Genomic DNA, 10,178 nt, shown 5'->3' with positions numbered 1-10,178 from the left:
TATTAATTCAATATTAAATATTATATTATTTATTAAAAACTCTAAAAATTAACTTATAAATAAGTAATCAAAATCTTTATATAATACCAGATAATTTTGATATATAATTATAACTTTTCGATTCAAAATTATCTGTAATTTAAATATGTGAAATACATTATATTTACTATTACAAGTTAAATTTTCAAATTATCCATATTAAATTACCCTCCCATCGAAAATTTCACAAATTTTACTAATGGGAGGACTTATTTTAAGTAATTAAATTTTTAAGTTCAAATTTACTTAATATATTCATATGTCGTATTATTTTTTGAAATCAACTCCCAAAACGCCAAATCCCTCATATGAATAGCTCTATTACTATCGGGCATTTTAACTAAGCTATAATGTTTATTCAAACTCTTAATCTTACTAAATAATGCTTCGTCTTCTTGCTTATTCTGAGTATTAAAAATATATTTCACATCTTTATAACTTAAGTCTGCTACATTATGAATAACCCAGGTCAATATATAATTGGCGTATTCATTTTCTCCTGTTGAAAAATGACTTAATAATTGAGTCGACAGAATTGTACCTACACCAAACTCTCTTCCTTCCTTTAGAATCTTCTTTAAAGAAGTAAAGTTTTTACTTAAGAAATTATCAGCTTCATCAACTAAAATTATCTTGTTTAGTTGTCTTAAATTTTCCTCTATTTTGCTATGTCCATAAGCCTGCATCTGAGAATAAAATAAATCTAAGGTAATTGCCACTACAAGATTTTGGATTCCTGGATCATAGCCTGAAAGATCTATTACTGTAACTCCATCGATTAGTTCAAACAATCCTTTTGTCTTCGAAGAATCTGGTTCAAATATCTCAAAATCAATTAAGTTACTGAAAGCTGCATACAAGCTATCATCTTTTTTTATATCTTCACGTTCCATATAAATATCATATACATCTTTTAAAGTAGGTGCTGGAATATCCCACGTTTCAGGATTATTCTTAATTATTCCTTTACTTTCATAAGCTAACATAATCAAATCTCTCAAAACTATTTCTTGCTTAGGCCCTAGTCCAAATGCCTTTGATAAAGTTTCTTTTAAACCATTTGCAGTATGCATTGGTAGCATAGGTTTGGAGTTAGCAGTCTTTACAATTGACAAAGGATTAAATGGCAAATGATACAGTTCAAATACTTTAGCATCTGTAGCCTCTATAAAATCTTGTTTTGATTTATTATAATCGCCCTTATAGTCAAATATCAATATACCTACTTTCTTTCCATCTACATTATTTATGGATTCTCTATAGATCTGAGTAACCATTGATTTAGTAAACTGAGTTTTGCCTGTTCCCATTGTACCAATAATACCAGTATTTGTATGCATTAATTTATTTGTATCATTTGGACACCAATATATTTCTTTATTGCTCTTTTGATTTACTCCAAATAAAATTCTCATATCCCTTGATTTTATAGTTTCTGTCACATTATCATTTATAGTTATATCCACTTTTTTAATTTGATCAAGAGTAAGATCCTCTACTTTATCCTGTTCTATAACTTTATAAGAAACATAATCGTTACTTGATTCTTGCTCATTCTTCTCAACATCTTCATTGTTATATTTTGATGTAATTATTTCAGTATACTTATCTTCATAAGTAACTTCTTTTACTTGTATATCCTTAACTAAATCATTAATTAAATTTCTAATCTCAGTTACGGTCTTATTTATAAAATTAACGCCATCTTCTTCAGACATTTCAATAACCATCACACTGTCTTCAAAGCTAATAGTTTTAGAGGAACTTCCTCTTTTAAAAGATATTACAGCCCCTTCCCCTAAAGAGCTATCAAAAAAATTGCTTATTTCATATTCTTCATTTAATAATTTCCTTCTTAAATCTGAATCAATTACTCGTTCCCAATTTACCTCATCACATACATTATATAATTTAAGCTTTTCTGCGCTTGTTACTACCAACTGCATTAAAAAGTTCCTATATACCTTTTGTGTGTTATTAACGCTTCCAAATTCACCTGTTAATACAGCATCTTCAAATATTTTTCTAAATTTTCCTTTGGTGGATCTTACTTGTTCTATACCCTTTTGAATATATGAAGATTGATTTTCTCCTATTTTTACTTCTATCGGATAATAATGAACATAAATCCTCTCATCTTTTGATTCTATTCCAACTAGAAGAAGATCATCGCAAGTTACGCCTTTATCAAAACCTAAGTTCTTAGCAGAAAATAATCCATCATTTTGCTTTAGACCAGCTCCACCGGACACTCTAAGCACTTCTTCCAAAGATATAGGAACCCATATAATATTATCCATTTTGTAAATAGCTAACGCTAACTTAATAGCAGATAAAATGCTAATTTTCTCTTTAGGAAAATGTGATTGTGTTCTACTAGACAACAATCTTAATAACCAATCACCATTAACAGCATTGAACATATTAATTATTTTAGGAGAATAATCATGTATATCATTAATTCCCTTTTGTGACAAGTACTCCTCAATAACTTTTTGATAAGGTCCTGATTTTCTAGTTACTGTTATAGCATCATATCCTCCAGCTGTTGTATATTGATCACTATAATGTATTATTAAGAGGTCTTTTGCATCAGGATCATTTTTGAAAAAGTTTAAATCTACCTTAGGATCAATAAATGTTACCCAATGACTGGCATTATAAATACTATCCAATTCAGCTTTACTATCGTTAGGGATTGAAATAGCTTTACAATGTTTCCTATTATAAGGTTCTCCTTCACTTGCTGCAATCAAAGCGTTGAGATACATTGCAATTTTCATCAAATCGCTATTAGTATTAGTATGTTTTATACCAAATCCAGTTCTATACGAATCCCCTAGAAAAGTAGATGGTACACCAGAAATCAATCCATTTAATATGACACCTGATGGAATATCGTCCATTGTTGAAGTAACAATTTTAGCGTCATTGCTCATTTCTATAAAAGTAATATGAGCGTATTCTATACCCTCTTCTTGTTTTTTTGTGTAAAAGCGTACCTTATCTCTGTATAAATCCAGTACATCTCCTTCAGACATGTTTTGCACATCTAAATCTAAATCATAAGTTTCTTTTAAGCTCTTAATATCATCACTAAATGCGACCTCTTCAAATGCATTAGTTATATTTTTATTTGAATATATAAATAATTCAATTGGCAACAATGCATTGGTATTTTCAACTTTTAATTGCTTAATATAATATTTAAATATTCCTTGTAAGATTTCTTTGCTATCACCAGTATTTATCAAATTAATTCTTATAGGAGCTTTATTACCCATATTGAACATATATTTAAAATGTCCAACAAATTCTTCTATCTTTTCCTGAACCAATTTTGCTACAAAATCACGCGAACTTTTATATCTAGGTAGAGCTTCATCAACATAATACTTCCATTCAGGAGTATGGTACTGTTCAACTGGAATAAAGAGCTTTCCATTATCGTCTAATATATATGGTAAAAGATATGTTGAAGTAAACCTCTTAATAATTTCATCATCCATTGCTTCATTTTGGATTGTTTTATGCAAATGAAGCTGATAAACAATATTCAATGGATGAAGTGAAGTTAGTATAATTTCTCTATCTTCTATTTCTCTTTTTAATACACCAATTTTAAATAAATTCTTTTCTTGTTTAGTTAGATAAATTCCCTCTTTTATTGATTCAAGACTTTGAATATACTTTGCTATAAAGTTTTCATATAAAACAATTAAATCTTCATTTAAATAAGTTAAACTTGGTAAACAATTTGAAACTTTATAATATTTTATAATGTTACTATAAGCTTGTTTTAATTCTGAATCTACTTCTAGACTAATAGCTTCCAATCCGTCGCTATATTCAACAAAATACATTCCTTCACTTTCAATAATTTCTTTTTCTAATTGAATGTTTTTTCTAAAATCATCTCTAGCAAAGAATTCTTTTGTTCCAAGCTGTAGTTTATTATCACCAATTAACTTAAAATTGCTCTTCGCTTCTCTCTTTAGTTTCCATACTTTAATTCCTTCTATAGGAGATATTTTTTCACTTGTTCCTATTATGGCCATTGGAATTTTACATTCTTTTATTTGTAAATTAAACTTTACAATATCAGAATCATTTTCATATTCAAAGTTATCACTAATTTTTACGATCAACTTTTCATCTTCATTAAATTCAATTGTTTCATTATTATAATCTATTTCATATTTAGATGAACCCTTTCCATTTTCATTAAATATAATATCAGATTCATTAGAATTGATAGCAATGTACTTATTATTTCCTTTCATCACAATTGAATATCTTGTTTTTATACTCTCTAAATACTTTTCATTACATTTTAACATTGCTATTTTAAATTCAAACTTTATACTTTTATCATTTTTATAAGTTATCTTATAAAAATTAATATTTGATTCAGAATTATGAATAACTGCTTTTATTCTTTTTCCAGAAACTGATGCATCAACTAAACCATCTGTTTTTAAAAATTCACTTTTTAAATAATCATCAAAAGCAAATTCTAGCTCTACACTTTCCTGACCATTTTCGTTAAATACAATTACATTTCTAATTCTAGCTTTAGCTTTTGTTGCTCCTTCTTCCTTATCCCATTCTACATTTGAAGACTTATACTCTAATGGTTTTAACTGCTTTTTTGCATCTATAAATTTAACTATATCTTTATAATCAGTCTCCTTCCAATTTTCACCTTTTAATTTTTCTATTCCCTTTTCATCAAAATATTTATCTAACTGAACTTCTGGATTACCATAATTATGTATCTCATTAACAATATTATAGTAATAAAAATTCTTGCTAATTCTATCTTTAAGCTGACTCCCTGTATAGTTAGTTAATTCACTGTCATAGAAAAGTCCAAAATTACTGTATTGATTTCTTTCTATACAAGTTCCATTTATAATTTCTAGTAAGTCCTTAAATTCAAAAATAGTAATACTATCTGTAGCCAATGCTTCCTTCTTATTTTTCAAATCAAATTTTATTATCTCTTTATCAACTTCGCTAAAATTAGAAGTAGCCAATTTACTCTCAATATCCTTCTCAATTGAGTTTATATGAAAGGGCATCCCCTCTTTACTAAATGACTCTGTGCCACCAATAATACTGTCTAAATTAGTATTATGAATTAATAATATAGCTTTATCTTTATGATCTTCTGCTATACCAACCATATTTCTAAGTCTAGTTAAAAAATCCGGCTGTACATTATCAATTGTTGCTGCTACAATCAACTTTGCACCTGGAAAATTTAGAAGATACGATTCGTATTTAACTTCTCCACTTTCGTCCTTATATTGATACTTTTCAGTTAATATACTGTTTTTTAACTCATCATACAAAGCTTTAACTTGGCTTTCATTCTCAAACTGAATATTGTATTTAGTACCAGCTGTTAATGGATTATTATGAAAAAAATTTATTATTTTATTTGACAAATAACTATAAAACTGATCTGACATATTGAGCATCCCCACTATCTGATTTCTTTTCTAATAAATTCAACTTTTCAAATAATTGTATTATTTTGATTTTTGAGTCCTTATCAAAGAATAATCCTCTTCTTTCAAATTTTTCAAACAATACACTTAATTTAAGTTTTTCATCTTTCTTAATACAGATCTTGGTCATTAAAATTATATCTTCTTCTGTTATATTCAAACAATATCCTAATGCGCCTCTTCTTTTAGCAAAGTTATCTTGCACAAATTTAATATACCAATTTTTATAAGCCTCATAAGCTCTTGTTCTACTAGATTTTTGAAATTGGTATTCAATTGCATTAAATAACTTATACACTTTATTAAAAGCTTCATTACCACTATCTATGTCATTATACTTAAATTGTGACCACTCTTTATCTTTTATTCGTTTTGTATATTCTTGATATAAATGTTCTATTTGATCTGCTATAAGTTTTTGATCATCAGATTGAAAGAGATTATATAATTCAACATAACCTAATTGTTTATTCATACCATGATGATTTAAAAATTCTAATGTTATAGCATGTGAAAATAGTGAATTAACACTATTCTTTAAAAGATCCCATCCAAATTTATATGCTGTTCTGTTCTTAGATAAACTTTCCCAACTTAGAGAATAATATATTTTTTCAGGTCTTGTTAAATCTGCTTTTTCAAAGTTTGACAACTTCATTGAAAGTTGAGAAACATAGAACATATAGTAGTATTCTAAAAACCTTTTTAAAGAGTTTTTATATAACTCTTCATGTTGTATAAGAAATTCAAAATCTTTTATAAATAATTCTTTTATAAATGGTAAATAATTCAAATACATATCTATAGAATACTGCTTTTCAACCAAATCTGGCAAAGCATTAAGAACTAATTTATAAAGAATATTATCTACTTTTTTATCATAATGTTTTTTTACCAAGTCCCTTAATGTATCATCAAAAAATATAGAGTATAAGAAGCTAGCTATTTTCTCTTCCGCTTTGCTTGACGGTATATAATTTATAGTTTTTATATCAAAATCAATTAAACTTCCTTTATCAATGAATATAGTTTTTATTATATCTTTAAAAACTTCTTTACTTGTAGCACCCTCAAAATCACCTACCTGATCAATTACATTTTCAACGAATTCATCAATATTAAGATCACTTTTTAGTTGCTTATTAGATATAATTCTAGAAAATGCTCCAACAACACCGTCAAAATTTGAAACTAGTGTTTTTTCATTTGCAGTATAAGGTAATAAGTTAAGTTTATTACCTTGACTATGAGTTAAACCATTTTCTTTAAATTTAAATGTACTTGAAATAGATTCCATGTCTAATTTATAAGTTATTTCACTATTACTCATATCCTACATCTCCACAAATCTATAAAATTCAAATTCTTTATCATATTCTAGCTTATACTTTTTATTTATATCTCGGTTCTTTTCAGTAAATATAAGTTTCTCATTTTGAGATCCATTTTCTTCTATCTTACTCACAACTTCTACAAATTTAATAAAATGATTTTTATCTTTATTATTAGGTCTATACCCTTGATTTACTTGAATCAATAACTTATATAATGAATAATCTAAATCAATTTCATATGACTGTTCTGTTTTTTCACTTCTATATTTTAGTTTAATAGTTGTGATAAATTTATTTAGCTCGGTATCATTATTTTTAGGCAAATTGCTTGTATCTACTTTTAAGTTAATGTTTTCACTTATTCTATATTTTATCTGCTTTTTTCCTAAAAATGTGTTGACTTGATCCTTTCCGGCATCTCCATTCCACTTTAAAATTCCATTTTCCACATCATCATACAAACCCTTAAGTTTTATTTTATCTCCTCTATTCCAATAATAAATATTTCTCATAAATTCTTCATAAACCGTATCTTTTAAAGAAAAAATCTCCCCCTTACCACAAAGACGATAGCTTCTTATAAATAACTTAAGTAATTCGAATCTAATATTATGCTTTTGAATTTCTTCAAGTTTTACATCATCCATTTTACCTATATAACCTTCTGGATAATCTAAATATTTTTTAAAATAACCTAATACGTCAGCTGAATTATTAAATTCTAAAATGAAATCATCTATTTCTTTACTTCTAATATTTAATGGATCCAAATTACTAAATGATTCAAAAATAAAGGATAATTCTTTATGATTGAATAGTAAATTAGGCATAAGTGCTTTTATATATTCAATATGGTTTAATCTTTGAATGTTTCTTTTAAATTCTATTGAATTAACATCAATCTCTGCTACAGGCACTATTATTTCATAAATAAAATTTAATAAAGCTCTTGTAGAAATTATAATTTTGTCTTTTATAATACATTGAACTAACAAATCTATTATTTCTTCCTGAACTTTTTCGTTAGCTAACAGTTCATAATTGGCTTTAATTGGACAACTTTTACAATTCACACACTCTGAGCAATTTTCCTTATAAGATTTATAAAAGAAATTATTATCTGTAGTTGCTGTTATTTTTCTCATAACTGTTTTTATATACTCAGAGCGAACCTTTCCATCTGTAAGAGTAAACATATGATAATCGCTAAAATTTATAAATTGAAATGAACTATTGCTATCAAAATCATTATTTTCTATACCTGTTTCTAAAATTTTCCTATCTTGAACAAACTTTTTTAACTTCGTAAATCTTTTACCATATTCTGAATCTATAAAATTATTTAATGTTCCAAGATTAATAGCTAATATTAATTTTTGATGACTTTGATCAATCTTTTCATCACTAAAATTATCTAGTACCATATTTAAAGTTTCTGTAGATGTTTTATTAGGCTCTAAACTTTCAGTGGCATCATTATGAATATTAAAATTATTCATCATATCAGGATATTCATTATAAAAATATGATATAATATGAGACTTACCATCTCCAACACTACCGCATACTAAAATTAATTGAGCCTTTTCTGACTCATAGGCTTTAAATATCAATTCCTGTAATTTATTTTGAGGCTCTCGTTCTATATGCATATATCTTTTAAAATCACTAAACTTTCCCAATCCTTCTACAGCTTCTCTTGATGATTCTTTAAGATGTGACAATTTGTCAATTAAACATTTTTTACTTACGTTTCTAATATCAAGAGTATTCTTATCCTTAACCTCTTCTGAAAGATCTTTTTCTTCTTTTACTATGGAGTCTGTAGTTATCAATTCATCTTCTGCAGAAACAGACTGAGTTTTTTCTATTATTGTTTCCATGCTATTCAACAATTTTAATATTATATCAGCATCAATACCTGAGGTCAGATTTTTTGATGGTATAGGATTTTTATATTCTGGTGCTTCAAAAGTTTCATCAATAAATTTTTTAACAAACCAGCAGGTAATTTTATAAATATTTTTATGCATATTTAAAGCAGCTTCCAATTCTCCTTCAATGCTATCATGTGCTGCTTTATTACCAAGTTTTCTTACCTCATGAAACATCCTATATATTTCACCAGAAATCACTTTTGCTCGTTCTAGTTTCTCTAATCTATCGACTTGATTCATCATGCTTAGTAAACCTAATCCGCTTAACTTTCCTATCTCTTGAGTTAATTTTTCAGCGAACGTACGTCCTTTTATTATTGCACTATGGGGTATTGTAAATAAAGCTTCATTCATATCTTTTATATAATTTCTTAAATATGTATAATCCTTTTCTAAATAACTGAAAACATCCTTTTCCAATTACTAAACACCTTCCAAACTGATAAAAAATTTTTTACATATTGCTAAAATTTATTTATTAATTTATTAATAATTGAATACTCATTTTATTAACACAATAACATTATATTTCTTGCATCATATCAAAATATATCATTATTTGTAATAAGTTCTTAATATTATTATACGTTTATGTCTTTTCTAGTTTTACCTTTCCAAGTATTCTAATTAAATTCTCATTCACCTATATAAATCTTATTAATAAAATTTTTTGATATATTTAAAGATTTGTCTATACATTTATTATAATGTAGAAAGTAATTTGTAGGAAAACTATGAAAAGAAAACGTACACTAATGAATTATAAAAAAACTAAGTAATATTTAAAATCAACAACATTTTCATCTATCTATATTATTTTATCATTTTTTCACAAATAATTCAGCGTCTTATTGTAAAGAGATTATAATAATTCAAAGTAAATTTATAAATTTGTACAAATATGTATTTTTTGATATCTTTATTATAGCTTATTTTATAAATTGTAAATATACTTTAATAATTGCTATAATAGCTAGAATCTACCTGACAATTCCACTGTAACATACCCAAACTTCACCCCATCCCCTAACCCCTCTCCCTCCATAATAATATTCCCCACCATTATGATACACAAATACCTTACCATAACGATAGTCATCAAAAATAGCACTACCTAACTTCCTAATATCATAAGGTATCTTTAACCAACTAGAGGTTTTCATATCAAAATCCCCAAAATTCTGTAACTCTATATATTGTTCCTCCGTTAAAAGCTCAATGCCCATGTCTGCAGCCATACCAATAGCGCTGCCCTTTGGCTTATTCGCCATCCTTGATTCTAAAGCTTTGTTATCATAGCAAAGGCTTCTGATTATACTGACATTCAAATAACTATTTATTGCTGTAATAAA

At 26.7% G+C, this 10,178-nt stretch carries 4 protein-coding genes; all 4 read right to left on the bottom strand.

All coding sequences use genetic code 11. From position 1 onward, the window contains the following. Positions 1 to 281: 281 nt before the first annotated feature. Complete coding sequence (gene dptH / locus N3C_RS13980; protein ID WP_074366627.1) at positions 282 to 5,516, bottom strand: DNA phosphorothioation-dependent restriction protein DptH; 5,235 nt, start codon at positions 5,514 to 5,516, stop codon at positions 282 to 284. Continuing rightward, positions 5,497 to 6,885: a DNA phosphorothioation-dependent restriction protein DptG gene (gene dptG / locus N3C_RS13975; RefSeq protein ID WP_074366626.1), complete on the bottom strand. Its 1,389-nt coding sequence runs from the start codon at positions 6,883 to 6,885 to the stop codon at positions 5,497 to 5,499. The genes dptH and dptG overlap by 20 nt, the downstream gene beginning before the upstream one ends. A gap of 3 nt (positions 6,886 to 6,888) precedes the next feature. Next, positions 6,889 to 9,246, bottom strand: coding sequence for a DNA phosphorothioation-dependent restriction protein DptF (gene dptF, locus N3C_RS13970; protein WP_074366625.1), 2,358 nt, complete (start codon positions 9,244 to 9,246; stop codon positions 6,889 to 6,891). A 560-nt stretch (positions 9,247 to 9,806) separates the two neighbouring features. Continuing rightward, the coding region (locus tag N3C_RS13965) for a DUF4256 domain-containing protein (protein ID WP_143312689.1) at positions 9,807 to 10,178 on the bottom strand (372 nt) is incomplete at its 5' end.

The organism is Clostridium sp. N3C (assembly GCF_900095445.1).
Taxonomy (GTDB): Bacteria; Bacillota; Clostridia; order Clostridiales; family Clostridiaceae; genus Clostridium_AU.
This window is presented reverse-complemented; position numbering and strand designations above follow the sequence as displayed.